The organism is Rhodococcus sp. O3, assembly GCF_048897285.1.
Classification (GTDB): domain Bacteria; phylum Actinomycetota; class Actinomycetes; order Mycobacteriales; family Mycobacteriaceae; genus Rhodococcus.
In genome coordinates this window covers 1-16,047 of record NZ_JBMBTE010000107.1, presented here as the reverse complement: position 1 = coordinate 16,047, position 16,047 = coordinate 1, and the positions used below count along the sequence as shown (strand labels likewise).

At 64.3% G+C, this 16,047-nt stretch carries 14 protein-coding genes; 3 read left to right on the top strand and 11 right to left on the bottom strand.

What is annotated here, in order from left to right; translation table 11 throughout:
• Positions 1-357 precede the first annotated feature (357 nt).
• From ACN675_RS22600 to ACN675_RS22550, 11 genes are all read right to left on the bottom strand, one after another.
• Positions 358-519 (bottom strand): hypothetical protein, encoded by a 162-nt coding sequence (locus ACN675_RS22600; protein ID WP_420752969.1) that lies wholly within the window; start codon positions 517-519, stop codon positions 358-360.
• A gap of 492 nt (positions 520-1,011) precedes the next feature.
• Complete coding sequence (locus tag ACN675_RS22595) at positions 1,012-1,641, bottom strand: MspA family porin (RefSeq protein WP_420752968.1); 630 nt, start codon at positions 1,639-1,641, stop codon at positions 1,012-1,014.
• A gap of 119 nt (positions 1,642-1,760) precedes the next feature.
• A complete protein-coding gene (locus ACN675_RS22590; protein ID WP_420752967.1) occupies positions 1,761-3,113 on the bottom strand; it encodes an acetyl-CoA carboxylase biotin carboxylase subunit in 1,353 nt (450 codons plus the stop codon).
• Between the two features lie 20 nt (positions 3,114-3,133).
• The gene (locus ACN675_RS22585; protein WP_420752966.1) at positions 3,134-3,367 is read right to left on the bottom strand and encodes a biotin/lipoyl-binding carrier protein; all 234 of its coding nucleotides are present in this window, start codon (positions 3,365-3,367) and stop codon (positions 3,134-3,136) included.
• Between the two features lie 32 nt (positions 3,368-3,399).
• The gene (locus ACN675_RS22580; protein WP_420752965.1) at positions 3,400-4,968 is read right to left on the bottom strand and encodes an acyl-CoA carboxylase subunit beta; all 1,569 of its coding nucleotides are present in this window, start codon (positions 4,966-4,968) and stop codon (positions 3,400-3,402) included.
• A 2-nt stretch (positions 4,969-4,970) separates the two neighbouring features.
• Positions 4,971-6,146 carry a saccharopine dehydrogenase NADP-binding domain-containing protein gene (locus tag ACN675_RS22575; protein WP_420752964.1) on the bottom strand — a complete coding sequence of 392 codons (1,176 nt, stop codon included), beginning with the start codon at positions 6,144-6,146 and terminating at the stop codon, positions 4,971-4,973.
• Between the two features lie 64 nt (positions 6,147-6,210).
• Positions 6,211-7,758 carry an AMP-binding protein gene (locus ACN675_RS22570; RefSeq protein ID WP_420752963.1) on the bottom strand — a complete coding sequence of 516 codons (1,548 nt, stop codon included), beginning with the start codon at positions 7,756-7,758 and terminating at the stop codon, positions 6,211-6,213.
• A complete protein-coding gene (locus ACN675_RS22565; protein ID WP_420752962.1) occupies positions 7,745-8,413 on the bottom strand; it encodes a TetR/AcrR family transcriptional regulator in 669 nt (222 codons plus the stop codon). Before ACN675_RS22565 ends, ACN675_RS22570 begins: the two co-directional genes overlap by 14 nt.
• Positions 8,414-8,469: 56 nt before the next feature.
• The gene (locus tag ACN675_RS22560) at positions 8,470-8,910 is read right to left on the bottom strand and encodes an acyl-CoA thioesterase (RefSeq protein ID WP_420752961.1); all 441 of its coding nucleotides are present in this window, start codon (positions 8,908-8,910) and stop codon (positions 8,470-8,472) included.
• Positions 8,907-10,070 (bottom strand): hypothetical protein, encoded by a 1,164-nt coding sequence (locus ACN675_RS22555; RefSeq protein WP_420752960.1) that lies wholly within the window; start codon positions 10,068-10,070, stop codon positions 8,907-8,909. Before ACN675_RS22555 ends, ACN675_RS22560 begins: the two co-directional genes overlap by 4 nt.
• A gap of 513 nt (positions 10,071-10,583) precedes the next feature.
• Positions 10,584-11,180 carry a TetR/AcrR family transcriptional regulator gene (locus ACN675_RS22550; RefSeq protein WP_420752959.1) on the bottom strand — a complete coding sequence of 199 codons (597 nt, stop codon included), beginning with the start codon at positions 11,178-11,180 and terminating at the stop codon, positions 10,584-10,586.
• Positions 11,181-11,380: 200 nt separating this feature from the next.
• Here ACN675_RS22550 and ACN675_RS22545 point away from each other — a divergent pair, with 200 nt between their 5' ends.
• The 3 genes from ACN675_RS22545 to ACN675_RS22535 form a co-directional block, all read left to right on the top strand.
• Entirely contained in the window at positions 11,381-12,832 is a 1,452-nt protein-coding gene (locus tag ACN675_RS22545) for an APC family permease (protein ID WP_420752958.1), read from the top strand.
• Positions 12,829-14,001 carry a saccharopine dehydrogenase family protein gene (locus ACN675_RS22540; protein ID WP_420752957.1) on the top strand — a complete coding sequence of 391 codons (1,173 nt, stop codon included), beginning with the start codon at positions 12,829-12,831 and terminating at the stop codon, positions 13,999-14,001. Before ACN675_RS22545 ends, ACN675_RS22540 begins: the two co-directional genes overlap by 4 nt.
• A 958-nt stretch (positions 14,002-14,959) precedes the next feature.
• The coding region (locus ACN675_RS22535; RefSeq protein WP_420752956.1) for an MFS transporter at positions 14,960-16,047 on the top strand (1,088 nt) is incomplete at its 3' end.

Genomic DNA, 16,047 nt, shown 5'->3' with positions numbered 1-16,047 from the left:
ATGATGTGCGTGAGCAGGTCTGGGCAATCCATCGTCGCCGACGCGACGCCACCCGGTGGATGCCGGAACCGCCCACGTCGTAGCCACAGTGCTTCTATGCTGGTCGCGCCGCAGCAGTCACCAGGTAATGACGTTACGACGGGCGATGGGGTGTTTGAGGCGTGCTTATCTCGTGCGGTGACCTCCTTCCTGAATTCCACGTGCGACGTGGGCTTTCATTGTCGGACGGAGGTGGGGTCGAGATAGGGGCAACGGGGGCTGCGCAGCAGGCCGCCCAGCAGCGGGCACAACATCAGAGACGGCCACCACATCCGACACCAGTTCTGCTCCGCATGAACCGCGACACGAGAACTTCGCTCAGTCGGGTGGACATGAGACTGCCTCACAGAGATAGTGCATCTCGTCCCAACTCCGCACCTCGCTCGGGTCGGGGGATAACAGGTGGTCGAGTAGCACGATCGGCACGGCCAGCACCCACGACATCGGGGTGACGAACAGCTTGTCGATGATGATATTCACCGGGGCTCCTGACTGGGGAACAGGGCAGATGACGATTCAGGCGACGCGCGGAAAGTCGCGAAATTCGCCGTAGGTCGGGTTTGAGTGTCGCCGTCGTCGGGCTCTGACTCGAACAGTGCCACAACATTCTCCGGGTGAATCCGGGCGGCGTGCTCCCACATCGTCGCCGGAGGTTCGACGGCCAGCGTCGCTGTACACCAGGACTTCTGGTGCACAGCGACGTGCAGTAGACAGCACCGGCAACCATCCTGGTTTGCTCCGCCCGCATCTGCATCAGAATGTGCGAAGGGGGCAACGCCGACCAGGATTGTGCTGTTTGGCTGAATGAGCGTGGCCTGCCAGTGACACGATTTCCTTGCTTGACAGGCCTACACCCTCGAAGCTGATGCCGACACCCGGCAGCAGGTTCGGAGATTCAAGTACCGAATTTCCTTGTCCTGCTGACATTCCCGATCGTGATGCAGCTGCCCGTGGTTCGTCGGCCCGGACGGATCAGATACTCCAGGGCTTGCCGTAGGTGGTTACATTGTCACCGTTGGCGGTAACGGCGCGAACGAATGGGCGGACCTGAACGGAGCCGATGACGCCGGAGGCGACACCATGCACGTTGGCGAGCTGTACGGACTTGAAGTCACCATCGAACTCGCCCTCGGCGACGACGAGTTCCTCGATGCCCGGCGCCGGGGTCAGCTCGAGTTCGACGTGAGCCCGGGGGAGGATGTCGGTCACTGTCGAGGTGACCGTTTCTCCGACGGACAAGTCGAGGCCAGGGGTGGAATAGGTGACGCCGATGGAGCCGTCGATGCTGCCGGCCCACGCGAACTGGTATCCGAACTGGAAGAGCGTACCCGCGGCGTCGGCGGCGCCTGCACCGGTCAGGGTGGCGGTGCCGCGGCCGTTGTGGAAGAACTCACGGTTGAACGGGCTTCCGCCCAACGCCGGCACGCCCTGAATGAGGGTGTCCTCCTGGGTCACGACGAGCTCGTAGCCGTCCGTGGATACGATCCGATTCTGATCGTCGATCGCGGCGTGCGCGGTGCCGGTCGCAGTGAGCAGCAGGCCCAGGACGACGGCGGGGACCGTGGCGTTGCGTGCGGACCGAATGCGTGGGGTTGTACTCATCTTTGTGTCTATTCCTCATGTCGGGCGCTCTTCGGCCGGAAGAGCGCTGATGCGCTGTCTCCGCGCGGGGGTGATCTCAGTGCAGTGGTGATCGAGGCGGATGGCGGTCTGCCCAGGGGTCAGCGGCTGCTCTCGGGAGCGGGCAGCAGGTCCTTCAGGCTCTGGGTGTGGTAATCGCCGCTCGTGAAGAAGTCGCTGTCGAGAAGTCGAGACAACAATGGGATGTTCGTTCTGATACCGGTGACGACGAACGAGTCGAGGGCGGCGCGAGCACGGTCCAGAGCGACCCCCCGATCAGCGCCATTGATACAGAGCTTCGCGAGCAGTGGGTCATAGTGTGACGTGACGCTGTCGCCGGCACGGTAGCCGCCGTCGACCCGGATCCCAGGTCCGGTGGGTTCCGTCCAGCGCTCGATGTCGCCGGGGGCGGGAAGCATCCGGATGGGATCCTCTGCATATATTCGGAATTCGATGGCGTGGCCGGTAGGGATGGGCTCGCACAGAGCTGTGTCCTCAGAGGCCGCGATCAGCAGCTGTGCCTCGACGAGATCGATACCGGTGACCAACTCCGTGACAGGATGTTCCACTTGAATCCGGGTGTTCATCTCCAAGAAGACGAATTCGTTGCGAGCGACGTCGACGAGGTATTCCACTGTGCCTGCGCCTCGGTAGGACACTGCGGCCCCGGCACGTCTGCTGGCCTCGAGCATGCGCTCCCGCAGGTCGGTGGGGAGTGCCGGACAGGGACTTTCCTCGATGACTTTCTGGAAGCGGCGTTGGATCGAGCAGTCGCGTTCACCGAGGGTGAGGATGCGACCGTCGTTCAGACCGAGGATCTGCACCTCGACATGTCGGGCAGGCTCGATGTACTGCTCGAGCAGCAGCGCGGCGGAGCCGAACATGCGTAGTGCCCGGTTGCGCGCCGTTTCGAGGGCGCCGGCGAGCGCGGTCTCGTCTCGTACCACCGTCATGCCGATGCCACCGCCGCCGCCTGCGGCTTTGACCATCAGCGGGTAGCCCACATCGGCCGCGATGTCCCGAACAGCAGGCGTGTCCGGCACCGGCGTGGCGGTTCCACGGGACACCGGGACACCGTTCGCGGCCATCAAGTTGCGGGCGCTGATCTTGTCGCCCATTGCCGCAATGACTTCAGGATCCGGCCCGATCCACGCCAGACCGGCATCGAGTACCTGCCGGGCAAAATCAGGATTCTCGGACAGGAATCCGTATCCGGGATGGACCGCTTGCACGCCAGTGCTCAGAGCCGCTGCAACGATCGTGCTTCCCCGTAGGTACGACTCGCTCGCCGGAGAGGCCCCGATGTGCACCGCGTCGTCGGCTTCGAGGACGTGCCGTGCGTGGCGGTCGGCATCGGAGTACACGGCGACGGTGCGGATCCCGAGACGCCGGGCGGTGCGGATGATACGGACGGCGATCTCGCCGCGGTTTGCGACCAGGAGTGAGGTGAACACGGGAATCCTCCCTCCCTGTGCTACGGCGTCGCATTGAGGTCGGGGGTGATCCGGGCGAGCAAGTCGCCTTCCTGGATCGGATCACCCTCGCCGACGGTGACCTCGGTGAGCGTTCCGGAGAATGGAGCTTCCACGGGAATCTCCATCTTCATCGATTCGAGGATCATGATCTCGTCACCGGCGGTGACGGTGGTGCCGGCGGGGACCAGGATCTTCCACACACTGGCGGTGAGTTCGGTGCGGATATCGTGCATGGTGTCTCCAAACGAGGGGTGCGGAACGGAAATCACGGGCGCATTGTCCAGCGGCGCTGTGGGGGACCAAGTTTGGTCCTCAAGGAGTGGAGCGAGGCGTCAAGGAACTGTGCCACGATGCGGCGTGTGTCCCGGGGGTCGATCATCATCTCCATGCCGAACGCTTCGACTGTCTTCCAGGGGTCGGCGGCGTCGAGCAGGCGTTGCTCGACCCTGCGGCGGAAGGCGTCGGGGTCGTCGGCCTGCTCGATCTCGCGCCGGAAACCAGCCTCGACACCGCCTTCGATCGGCATGTCCCCCCATTCACCGCTGGGCCAGGCTATGCGGAGTCCGAGCGCATCGGGGTTGGCGGTGGCCGAGACTGCCATGCCGTAGGCCTTACGGACGTGGACGGTGACGACAGGAACCTCGGCTTCGACGATCGACTGGATGGCGCGCATGCCCATCCGCAGCACTCCGGCGCGTTCGGCATCGGGTCCCACCATGAACCCAGGGACATCGACGAAGTAGACGATGGGTAGGTGGAAGGTGCTGCACAGATCGACGAAGCGGATCTGCTTCTCTGCTGCAGCACCGTCGAGAGCGCCGGCCAGATGCATAGGGTTGCTGGCGACGACCCCGACAGGTATCCCGTCGATCCGGGCGAAGGCGGTAATGACCGCTTTGCCCCAGTCCGGGCCAATCTCGAAATATGAATCGCGATCCACGATCGTGGTGAGCACGTCGCGCATTTTGTACGGGCGCCTGCGGTTCTCGGGGACGATCCGCAGCAACTCATCGCAGGAACGGTCGACCGGGTCGCTGCGGTCGCCACGCGGCGGCAGCTCCCACACGTTTTGCGGCAGGTAGGACAGCACCTGACGGATCTGGGCGAATGCGTCGTTTTCGTCGTCGGCCAGATTGTCGATGGCTCCGGAGACCCGTGTGTGCATCTCGGCGCCGCCGAGTTCGTGCTTGTCGACGTCCCGGCCGAGTGCCCGGCGAACTACCGGGGGGCCGCCGGCGAACAGTACACTGCCCGCACTGATGACACTGAAGTGGCTGATCACCGCCCGCCCGGCGGTGCCGCCGGCCGCGGAGCCGAGCACCGCCACAAGGACGGGTACTTCGGACATCAGCTCGAAGCTGCGTTTCCAGCTCATCGAGCTGACCAGGTAGGAATGCCCCTTCTCGTCTTGCGCGGCGACGTCACCGCCGATGCCTTCCATGAACAGCACCAACGGGATGCGGTATTGATGGGCGAGATCTTCCACGAAACCGCCCATCCCGCCCTTCCAGCGGTCGAGATAGGATTGGGGAGCTCCGGCACGGACGGTGAAATCCTCGCCCCCGATTGCGATTCGACGACCGTCGACCGTGGCGAGTCCACAGACGTAACTCGACGGAAGGCTTCCCAGGTCGTTACCAGCTGCATCACGGTTCGGGAACCGAGCGAACTCACCGACCTCGACGAAGTCGGTGGTGATTCGTTCGATCCGTTCCCGGATGGTCAGCCGGCCCTGCTCGTGCTGCCGTGCGACGCGTTCGGGACCCCCGAGTTTCGCGGCGATTTCGCGGCGGCTGTGCAGTTCCGCGAGGGCGGATTCCCAGGTGAAGGTCATGATCAGTGTGCCTCGTCCAGTTCGGTGAGCAGACCTGACTCTGCGCTGTCGAGTAGATAGGGTGGCGCGCCGTCCCAGTAGATCTCGGAGTACCGGTCGAGGAAGCGTTGCGCGTCGAATGCGCTCTCTGGTGCGTGAACGCCAGTCGGTGCGTCTGCGATGTCGAGGACGCCGACAACAGCGGGCCGTGCGGTCTCGAGGCTCATCGATCCGTCGACCGGACCACCCGGGAAGGCGATCACCTCGCGGTGCGCCCGGTCGGCACGTCCCGTTGCGACCGCCCCGATCATCCGCGGCAGCGGCGCACCCTGCGGGATGGTCGACAGAGCGGAGGGGTTCTCGGCGATCTGCTGTGCCAGTTGTGCGATCGCTTCGTGCGGGGTCAGATCACCGGCGTGAACGCGCTCGAGGATCGGCAGCATCATACGGTCGGTGACCACGTTCACGGTGCCGATATTGATACATTGGGACATCGGGACCGTTCGGGGCAGGGTGACCGGCTCCGGATGTCCGATCATGCGGTAGACCCCGGTTCCTCCTGTGCTGGTGCGGATGCGGAATCCGCGACGCCATGCCCGTTCGTGGGTCGAGATTCCGTCGCGCCAGATCGGTACCTCGGCCGCGGCTTGCAGGATCAGGTGGGTATAGGCGGCGCGGCCGCCGGCGAACGCGGTGGCCAGCTCGGTGCCGTAGGCGGTGGCGGTCTCGACGTCCATCCCTTCGCGGGAATCGCCCCAGAACGTCGCCAGGGTGTCTACCTCGGAAAGTTGCTGTGCTGCAATGATACCGAGGAAGTTCGTCAGGCCCGGGCTGACGCCGAGCCCTACCACTGCGCGGATCCCGGCGCGCCGGGCCGGCTCGTCTCGGGACAGCAGGGCCAAAGTGGCCTCGGGATCGTCGCATACGTCTACATAGTCGGTCTCGGTATTGATTGCCGCATCGAGAACGGTTGTGCCCCAACGATCAAATGGTCCGGTGGTGTTGACGACCACATCGTGGGCGGCGACGACATCGGCCAGAGCTGCGCTGTCTGACAGGTCAAGAGGCACGAAGTTCGGTACCGGAACGCGCGGAGGGACGAGATCGGCGACGGTGATGGCGTGGGTCGAGTGTGTCGTGAGTTCGTCGACTACGCGTTTGCCGACACGGCCGGAGCCGCCGATGACGATGATTTTCATGATGACCTTTCCCCGGTACGTAGCACCGGGTACGCGAGAGTGAAACAGTTTGTAGCGGAGCTGATCAGGATTCGAGCAGGGTGCAGTCGAGAGTCTGTGCGGTGACGCCGGCCGGAAGCAGATGCTTGTAGATTGCTCCGGTTCCAGGTCCGCGCACGAGTACGGATTCGTCGACGATTTCGAGATAGCGCGGGACGGCGAACCGGGGGAGAGCCTCTGCGCAGAAACTGCGGAAGGTCGCTACGTTCCAGTCCGAGGGGTCGTCGAGGACGAGGATCAGTTTGATGTCGTCCTCGCCGCCGAGTGGATCTTGGACTGCAACGGCGGCGCAGTCGCGGACGCCGGGCGCGTTGCGCGCGACGGATTCGAGTTCGAAGGCCGAGATGTTTTCGCCACGCCGACGCAGGCTGTCGGTGAGCCGGCCGCGGTAGTGCACGAACCCTTCCTTGTCGATACAGGCCGAATCTCCGGTGTGGAACCACAGGTCGCGAAACGCATCTGCGGTGGCCTGGGGACGTCGCCAGTATCCGAGGGTGATCATGTGCGGGTGCCGAGGGCGGATCTGCAGTTCCCCCACGACATCGGTCGGCACCTCCCGGCCGTCCGGTCCGGCGACTCGGATATCGAAGCCGGCGCAGGCCGAACCGACTGTGCCGCGGCGACGGCGGTCGAGGGTGGAGTACAGCGGCCCGTTGGCCTCGGTCTGCCCGTACATCTGCAGAACGGGTATACCGAGCTCGTCCTCGAAGTACGCGTAGGCGTCGGTCGGTACCGGGGCCGCGACGATGTGGCGCAGCCGCTGCACCACCGGCTCGGCGGGGCGCGGCTGCGCCAGCAAGGCCGAGAGCATCGACCCCACGGCGCCGAACCACGTCACCTCGAATTCTTCTGTATCCGACCAGAATCGGCTTGCGCTGAACCGGGGAGCGAATGCGAACGCCGAGCCGGTACGCAGGCACAAGGGCACTGTTATATGAGCGTCAACGTGGAAGAACGGCATCGTGAAGTAGCAGGTATCCGACGGTCCGAGGTTCAGGACACCGTTCAATACCGCTGCGAAATTCGAGAAGTAGCCGTGCGGCAACATCACGCCCTTCGAGGGCCCGGTGGTGCCGGACGTGTAGAGCACGGACGCGAGAGTGCCGGGAAGAGGCACGGTGGGTGCGGAAGCGTCGATCCGGTCAAGGCGCACCTGCGCGAGGTCAAGCAGGGGGACGTCGACGCCGGTGGCGTGGATGATCGAGTGGAACTCGAGATCGGCGATGATCAGTGTCGGTTCCGAATCGACGAGGATGTGTTGAAGCATTGCGCCCCGCAGCTCGCTGTTGACCGCGACCTCGCAGGCGCCGACCGCCCAGACGCCGTACTGGGCCACCAGCATCGGGATGCTGTTGCGTGCCATAATCGCCACCCGAGAGGTGGGGGCAACCCCGTGATCTGCGAGATCAGCGGCAGCTGATCGTACGGCTGCGGCGAACTCGGCGACGGTCCACGACCCGGCGTGTGAGCGCAGCAGTACCGAATCGGGACGGTGTCGGTCGGCGTCGAGCAGATCTGCGAGGGGACTGATCTCTGCGGGAATTACTCCGGGCGGGAGCCTACCTTCGAGCATTGTTCGTAACTCGCTTTCGTGAATGTCGTCGGGTCGGCGGGGACGCCGCGACTATGCGCAAGGCGAAGTCGGCGTTCATCCGCGCGACGTCCTCTATTCCGAGGCGGCCATCGGGGCGGAACCATGTAGCGGTGTATTCGGCGATGTTGAGTACCGCGAAGGTCACTGCTGTGAGGTCGGGGACATCGAAGACGCCCTGCTCCACGCCGCGCTGGATCAGGTCGCGGCACTGATCCACGTGTCGGCGGTGCAACTCGCGCACCGTCTCGTACCTGTCCTTCGAGAGGGCGGAAGCCAATTGCGTCGGCGAGTAGGTCATCGACATGAAGGCATGGGCCTGCGAGAGCTTCGATAACTGGGCGCGGGTGTGTGCCGCGACGAAGCAGGCGAGGGCATCCACCGGATCGTCGATGCCTGCTGTGGCGGCAGCGATCCGGCCGAGGAAGTCCTCCAGGCTGTCGCACAGGAACGCGTAGAGGATGTCTGCCTTGGATTCGAAGTGCCAGTAGAGGGTGGGTGGGGTAATCCCTGCCGCTCGCGCGATGTCGACGACCTTGGTTCTGCTGTAGCCGTTCTGCTGGAACAGCGCTGCTGCGGCGGCGAGGATCTTCTCCTCGGTTGCGTTCGAGTCGTCGTGTGCCTGCGCGGCGGTCATGATCTGTCCTCCCGAATATTGGTTATTCGGCATGGTACGAGTGCCCCTTGCGCTGGTCAAGGGAACATATTTCGGGTGTTCGGAGACCCCGAGCCGTCGGCGAAGAGTGCCTTTTCGGCTTCGCTGCACGGTCGGGGTCGTCGTTGCTCCCGATCCCACATCACAAGTGATGCACGAGAAGTCGCGTGCCGTAGTCCCTTGGCGGAGATGAGTCTTTCATGCAGGTCGATGTGGCTGTTGCCTGCGGACATCACGGCGATCTCGACCGTGACCGGGCTATCGGACCGCAAGAGTTCTCGTTCGAAGTCGATTTCTTGATGTGCGACGACATAGGTGGGCTCCTGCTGGCGGAGTCCCGTGGACAACCAAGCCACCCTGGCTTCCTCGAAGAACATCAGGTACGCCGTTGCCGTCATGTGCCCGAGGTAATCGAAGTCGCCGAAGCGCAGGTCGAAGACCGACCGCCATCTCGGTTCGAACGGGTTACGTGCGCTCATCGCTTGAGTTCCTCGGTGCCGGACCCGGGCGCTCCCGACGGGGTGTCCGGACGTGTAGGGAGAGGTGTCGGGAGCCGGGCTGCGGTTGCGGAAGTGAGAATCAGATACGGCCCGCGCACAAGGAGGGGTATGCCGAATACGGCGATCAACGCCACCGCGCCGATCAGATAGCCGGTCGCGATCAGATCGATGATCCCGATCCGGGACAATGCTGCGGCGATCACAAGCGACACGACCGCCACCATCCCGCGTGTGCGCGGGGTGAGTTCGGGCTTGCCGCTGTCGACGAGGTTCTGGCTGATCCGGGCCAGGGCCGCCTGGATGAGTCCGACCGCGGTGGACACCAATGTCCAGCCCACCAGGACGCCGAAGATCACGACCACCCACGCGCCGTGTCCGTTCAGCATCTGCAGCCACGGCACCGGGGCATCGAAGACTGCGGGATCGGGATAGAACCCCAGCAGGGCCACATAGGTCAGGAACCACGGGACGACGAACAGTACACCGGTCAGCAGGGCAGAGATCGCGGAGTCTCGTGATCGCCGAAGTCGACGGACTGTGAACAGCGTCGACGGATAGATCACGAAACCCATCCCGGCATAGGTCAGCCCCATCAGTGCGGCGTTTGCGAGGGTGGTATCGGGAAACAGCGAGTGGTCCCCGGTATGGAACACCTCAACGATTCGATGCCAGTTCGGGGGAATCACTAGTGCCGCGAACGCTACATATGCAACGGTCAGGAGGACGGTGCCCAGCGAATTGAACTTCTCGATGATTCCCGTTCCGTAGAAGGTCGTCACGGCGCTCACCGTGACCACAACACCGACACCGACCCAGTAGTTGAGGTTCAGTGTCGACTCGAGGATGTTTCCTGTTGCCGACGCGAGAACCGCGAGGATCGCGATCGACAAGGGAAGATATATCGCGTCGAAGAGCCAATACGCGGGGCCGATCAGGCGTTGCAGAAGGCTGCGATAGTCGTACGCTCCATACCGGCGCGCGACCTCGTATACCAGGAATGCCACGACCGTGCCGGCGACCATCATGGCGCAGCCGGCCGCCCACCCGAGCGCTCCGTATTTCGCACCGAACTCGACGATCTCACGGCCGGTGGCGTATGCGCCACCGATGGCGACCGATTGGAAGATTAAGGCGGGCAACAGTATTCGTCCCCATGTGGTAGTGAAGACGCCGTTCCCGCCGCTGGATGCGGCTGTTGCCATCGATCGAAGCCTCCTTCGTGGAAGCGGTTGGGAAGAGGGTGTTCGACTGCGGGTGTGCTACCGACGGGTCGACCCGCGTACCCCGCGCAGCTAGTGCCGGAGCGTTTGAATAACGATTATTCGGGAACCGTAGAGGGTGCCTGCGCGTTACGCAAGGGCTGACCTCCACTCAGTAGTCGAGAGGTTGAATCCGACATGGGCGTAACCGATCTCCGAATCCACGATGCGGAGGACGGTGGTGCCGAACTTACTGATGTACCGAGGGGTGCCACCGATCGAACGGCGCTGACGCTGAGGCCCGAGAATCGGGTACCCCTCCTTGCCTTCGGCGTGAGTGCCAGTGCTTGGACGGAGGCGGGCTCCGACCGCGCTCCGGATCCTGCTGTTCCTCGCCGCGGGCGGGGACGGAACGTGTAGGGAATTTGCGGGCCGATGTGGCCCGGAACGGTCTCAGCGACTGATCGCACACCCTGCGAGTTGCCGGGCGAAAGTGTCCAGCACGGCGTGTGCGGCATTGTCATCGCGGTCGGCGAGCCAATTCAGGCCGAGACCGTCGACGACGCTGACGAGCAAGCGTGCCAGGGTAGGAACCGGGACGGTCCAGTCGATGTGGGTGCTCTCGGCAACGGCCTCGAGAAATCCGGTAGCCGCCAGCGTGTAACCGTGATACTGGGACTCGGCCAGGGCGGCAAGGTCCCGATTGCGCATGGCGTAGGTGGTGAGCTCGTACAAGGCAAGCTGCTTGTCCGCGGGATCGACGACGTTTTCCCACAACCCGCGCAGAGATATTCGGATCGTCTCGTAGAGGTCCCCGCTCATCGTGACGGCTGCCGAGGAACGGGTGACCAGGTCGTCGACGGTGGCGCGCATCAGCTCGACGAGCAATTCGTCCTTCGAGCGGAAGCAGTAGTGGAAGGCTCCTTGGGGCATGCCGGCTTCGTTGGCGATCGCTCGGGTCGTCATCTCGGCGATGCCGTCGCGGGCGATGATGCGGGACGCCGCGGCGAGTAACAGGGCGCGCCGATCGGCGACGGCCAGCCGGCCCATAGATCCACCTCCATCTCGTTGATCTCCAAGGCGCCGGGGCGACCGGGCCGGGGGAGTAACACGCATTTTACGAACAACCATTCTTGTTCTCTTGACTTGGTCGCTCAACAAAGTTCAGACTCGGTGCACATCGTCCTTCTGCCCTGGGCTAGGGACGTCCTTCCCGAGAGCGAGATTCCATGCCGCATTCCCCACCTTCCGTGCCGGTTTCCCAGATGCGCGGAAACCTGACCGTGCCGCGAATCGTGTTCCTGGTCATCGCCGCGGCCTCCCCACTTGCGGCCATGGTTGCCACCCTGCCCCTCGCCTTCACCCTCGGCGCGGGAGCGGCAACCCCCGCCATGTACCTGGTGGCCGGAACGATCCTGCTGTGCTTCTCCGTCGGCTACGCTGCGATGAGTCGCCGCATCGTCAGCGCGGGCGGCCTGTACACCTACATCGCCGCAGGTCTGGGGCGCACTCCCGCCGTGGCTGCCGGGTTCGTCGCTCTGCTCGCCTACAACGCGCTGGCCGTCATGCTCGTGGCCACGTTCAGCTATTTCACGCACCTTGTCCTCGATGCCTCCGGCATCGGACTGCCGTGGCCGGTGTATGCCGCGTGCGCGATCGCCCTGACCGGCTACCTGGGCTACCGCCGGATCGATGTCAGCGCCAAGTTCCTCGGACTGCTTGTCGGCGCCGAACTGCTGATCCTCGCCGTCGTCGACGTCGTCATGGTTGGACACCTCGGGGCCAGTGCCTTCCCACTGGAGGCGCTGAATCCCGTCGGCATCGGTCAGGCTGCACTGGGCCTGGGCCTGATGTTCGCATTCACCTCCTTTCTCGGCTTCGAGGCTGCCGCTCTCTACGGCGAGGAGTCCCGCAATCCCCGACGGACCGTGCCTCTGGCCACCTACACCTCCATCGCCGTTGTCGCGATCTTCTACGGCCTCACCAGCTGGATCACTGTCGGCGCGATCGGACCCGCCGACGTACGCTCCGCGGCTGCCGAACAACTCGGCGACCTGTTGCTGAATCTGACCGCCGAGCACCTCGGCGAAGGAGCGGCCGAGGTGCTCACGGCGCTGCTCCTCACCAGTCTGTTCGCCACCTTGCTCGCATGCCACAACTCGACAAACCGCCTGGTGTTCGCACTCGGGCGGGACGGTGTGCTCTCACGTCGATTCGGGCAGGTCCATCCCCGGCACAGCTCGCCTTCCCGGGCCAGCCTGTGCCAGACAGCGGTGAACGTCGTCGTCATCGGGGTGTTCGCCGTCGGCGGGCTCGACCCCTACCTCACCCTGTCGGTGAGCATGTCCGGTCTTGGCACGCTCGGCCTTGTGGTGCTGCAAGCTCTGACCGCATTTGCGGTGATCGGGTTCTTCCGCAACCGCCCCGACCGGGACCGATGGCGCACCGGGCTCGCGCCGCTGTTGGGCGGGATCGGCCTGTGCACCGCCGTAATCCTCATTGTCGTGCACTACCCCGACCTCACCGGTGTCGACAACCCCCTCGTCAACGCGCTGCCGGCCACCCTCGTGCTCGCCGCACTCGCCGGTGTGGTGCGTGCCCGTCGCCTGCGTCGCCGTGACCCTGCCACGTACTCGGCGATCGGCACCCGCACGACCGGTGAATCCGAATCTGCCCCCCTCACAGAGGAGTTCTCCAAATGACAACTGCGAACACCGAACTCACCGTCCTCGTTGTCGGCGGCGCCGGCGGAATGGGACGCCACGCCGTCCGTACCCTGGCCCGTCTCGGTGCCGCCACGCGAATCCTCGTCGCCGACCTGAACGAGAACCGCGCCCGGCTAGTCGCCGACGAGATCGGGTCCGGCGCCGAGGCTGTGCACCTCGACGCCACCGATCCCGACGCTATGCGCACCGCCTTCGCCGACTGCGACGTCGTCCTCAACACCATGGGCCCGTTCGCCCGGTTCGGCACGCCGATCCTGCGAGCCGCACTCGACGCCGGTTGCGATTACCTCGACATCGACGATGATTGGCAGTCCACCGTCGAAGCGCTGGAATTCGACGAACGTGCCCGCGCCGAAGGGCGCCATGTGGTGATCGGGCTCGGCGCCAGCCCCGGCACGACCAACATGTGCGCACGTCTGGCCGTCGACCGCCTCGACACTGTCGACGACCTGTTCACCGGCTGGAGCCTGGCCTCGGCTGTGGTGGAACCGGAAGACAACTTCCCCGCCAACGGCGCTGCTGCCGCCGCCGAACACTGGTTGCTGCAGTGCACCGGCACCATCCGAGCCTGGGAAGACGGCGGACCCGCCGATATCGCCCCCCTCGACCGCGTCGAATTCGATTTCCCCGGCGTCGGACCGGCCTACGCGTACACGATGGGGCATCCGGAGGCAGTGACGCTGCCGCGCGCCGTGCCCGGCCTGAGGTACAGCGTCAACTTGCAGTGCGGACCGGCCGAACTGTTCGACCAACTGCGGACCATCGTCGACAAGGTCGAATCCGGAACGCTCAACATCGCTCAGGCCGCAGACCTTATCGACACCCGACCCGACATCGCACCGGTGCCGGAAACCTCAACGCTGCCGGACCTGTTCGCCCTCGCCCGCGGCACTCGTAGTGGACGATCGGTAACCGTTGCTGTGTACCCGAAACTCGAACTCCCCGGCCGGATGGGAGGCCATACCGGTATCCCGCTCGCCATCGGTGTCGAACTGCTTCGCCGCGGCGCGATGACCGCACCCGGAGTGCATGCACCCGAAACCGCTTTTGCGCCCGCCGACTTCTTCGAGGTGTACGGCAGCCTCACCCTCGAGAGGGCAACCAATCCGGATGATGTCATCGCGATCGTCGAAACCGTCGAATGAACGAGACATGGGGGTGAGCACCGGCGGCGGTGCAGGCGTCAGGGTGTTGCGCTCCCTACCTGTTTCGTCGTGGCGTGATCTGGCCGCCTGAAATGCGTCGACCTCTCGACAGACCTCGCGAAGAGGCGGAAGTCCTACTTGTCGATGATCTCGCGATCATCGACAAGTAGGACTCTGGCAGCCCGAATGCACGGCGTCGGATCCGCCCCGTGCCCGCGCATGGAGAACCCGCCCGCCTCGCCCGCACTGAGGGGGAGGCGGGCGGAACGAACCGTCAACGGGTATGGCCGTTCTTTCTGGCGCCGACATCAGGACCCCCGTCGATGAATTACTCGGTTGTTCCTCTCGGACAGCATCATTCAGTGTCCGCGAGCACTGACTTCGATGACTTCGCGGCTACGGCTTCCCGGAGGCCCTGATGGCGCCACGGAACGCCGGGTTCCGCAGCGGCCGAGCCGGCCTCGTCGCGGGACCGACGCCCCTGTGCGAACGGAACGACGATCCGTATCAATGCTGTCGACGCGCAATCCGATAGGACGTGTGGCGAGACCAGGACGAGACCCCGCGCCGAAAGCGCTCCAATACCACTGGCTCCCAGGGCTGCCGGCATCTCTCGGTGAGACCTCGCCCGGCTGTACGCCGCGATGGACCCCGCTGTAGTCGCCATCCTGGCCGCCTGCGACTGCGGAGGGATGGAATGTCGAACGCAGGGAGCTAGATCCGGCCACCGATTCGCGGTTGCTCGTCGGAGGCAAGCGTTCATCCTGATCGGATCCTCCATCGACTGGCCGTGCGGCCGGGCATCCTCTCCGTGAAGGTCGCCGTGACATGGGATCCACGGAGCCAGAAGTGATCTCGCAGCGCTGCGACCCGGATGGAACTTGACACATTGCCGCTCCGCCCATACCGTCCCTAACGACATTAGAGTGATGTGAATCTCACCAAGGGAGGTGTTTCGGTGCCTGAACCCGTCACATCCAGACCGCTGACACCGCGCGGTGTCGCAACCGCTGCACTGATCGGAACCGCGATCGAGTGGTATGACTTCTTCGTCTACGCCACCACCGCCGTTATCGTCTTCAATCAGCTGTTCTTCCCCAGCGACAACCCGCTGACCTCGATGTTGCTGGCGTTCTCCACGCTCGGTGTCGGCTTCTTGGCCCGGCCCCTCGGGGGAGTTCTTTTCGCCCACTTCGGGGATCGGGTGGGGCGAAAGAAGACCCTCGTCACGTCGTTGATTCTCATGGGTACGGCGACCGTGCTCGTCGGCTGTCTCCCTACCTACGACCAGATCGGCGCGGCTGCTGCTGTCGCACTGGTTGCGCTTCGTTTTGTGCAGGGGCTTGCGGTAGGCGGCGAGTACGGGGGCGCGGTCCTGCTCGCGGTCGAGAACGCACCGCAGGGCAAGAAGGTGTTCTACGGGTCATTTCCGCAGTTCGGTAGTCCTGTAGGAATCCTTGCATCCGCCTTCGTGATCAGCATGTTCCAGATGCTCCCCGAGCACGACTATCTGTCGTGGGGATGGCGAATCCCGTTCCTGCTGTCGATCGTCCTGCTGGTAGTCGGACTCGTCGTCCGTGCCAAGATCGACGAGTCCGAGGAGTTCACGCGGACCAAGGAGTCGATCGCCGCCGCCGCCTCGGCGCCGCGAGTACCGGTGGTCGAACTGCTCACACGACACTGGAAAGCGGTATTCCTCGGCGTCGGGATCACCCTGACCGCGCACGGTGCCTACGTGACGGTGAGCTTCCTGCCCGCGTACTCGACGGTTGCATACGATATGCCCTCCTCGATCGTGGCGACCACGCTCATATTCGCCTCGATCGGGGGTATTGCGACCCTGGCGGCAATCGTTAGAACGCTCGACAACAAGGATCGGGACCGGACCATCGCCCGCGGCGGACTGATCTTCGCTGTCAGCACGCCGCTACTGTTCCTGGCCGCCCAGCAATTCGGAGAGATCGGGCTGATTGTCGGTGTCGCAGCCGGATACATGGCCATCATGCCGTACTACGCGTCATTGTCCTCGGCGCTGGCCGACCTGTT